1 protein-coding gene is annotated in these 843 nt (G+C 39.3%); it reads left to right on the top strand.

Translation table 11 applies throughout. The annotated features are described in order from the left end of the window. On the top strand, nucleotides 1-843 hold an 843-nt coding region (locus A1232T_RS13025; protein WP_143514005.1), incomplete at both ends, for an RNA-guided endonuclease InsQ/TnpB family protein.

Below are 843 nucleotides of genomic sequence, written 5' to 3'. Positions count from 1 at the left end.
ACGCATTAAAGACAAGCACATAAAAGAGCTGAATCAGCTAAGCGGTTCGGTGAACTTTGTGTGGAACTATGTCAATGCGCTGTGCTTTGAGCATTTAAAACGTACCGGTAAGTTTTTTAGTGCTTATGATTTAAGCCAGTACACCAAAGGTAGCGGTGAGTATTTAGGATTACACAGTCAGACCTTACAAGCCATTAACGAGATTCACGCTAAATCACGCAAACAGTTTAAAAAGGCCAAACTTAACTGGCGCACCAACCGTCCTGATGCCAAACGTAAATCACTGGGCTGGATACCCTTTAAAAAGTCTGCTATCAAGTATATAAGCACAAGACAAACGGGAAAGAAAGCACTTAAATCAACCCTACAGCTATCGCTTTCTAAGGGTCAAAAGCTCATCATAGATGTATTCGATAGTTACAACCTAAGCTTATATCAAATAAACACCTTAGAGATTGTACAAGACAGTCGTAATCGTTGGTATGCGTGTATCACCGTTAAAGACTTTCCTAAGCAAGCAAGTGGTATGGGCAGCGTTGGTATTGATTTAGGCTTAAAAGAGTCTGCAACTACCTCAAATGGTGACAAGCTAATTATTAAGCAAACGCAAAAGTGGGCGAATAAATTAGCAGTAGCCCAGCGTGCTAAGAATAAAAAGCGTGTTAAAGCAATCCACGCTAAAATCAAAAACACAAGATTAGACTTAATTCATAAATTCACCACCAAGCTTGTTAAAGATAACAGCTTAATTGTGGTTGGTGATGTTAAATCACGCTCATTTACCAATTCGATGACCAAACTGGCTAAATCAACATACGATGCAGGTTGGTTTGAACTTAAACG

Origin of the sequence: Psychrobacter pasteurii (assembly GCF_900162815.1) — a bacterium.
GTDB classification, from domain to species: domain Bacteria; phylum Pseudomonadota; class Gammaproteobacteria; order Pseudomonadales; family Moraxellaceae; genus Psychrobacter; species Psychrobacter pasteurii.
This window is presented reverse-complemented; position numbering and strand designations above follow the sequence as displayed.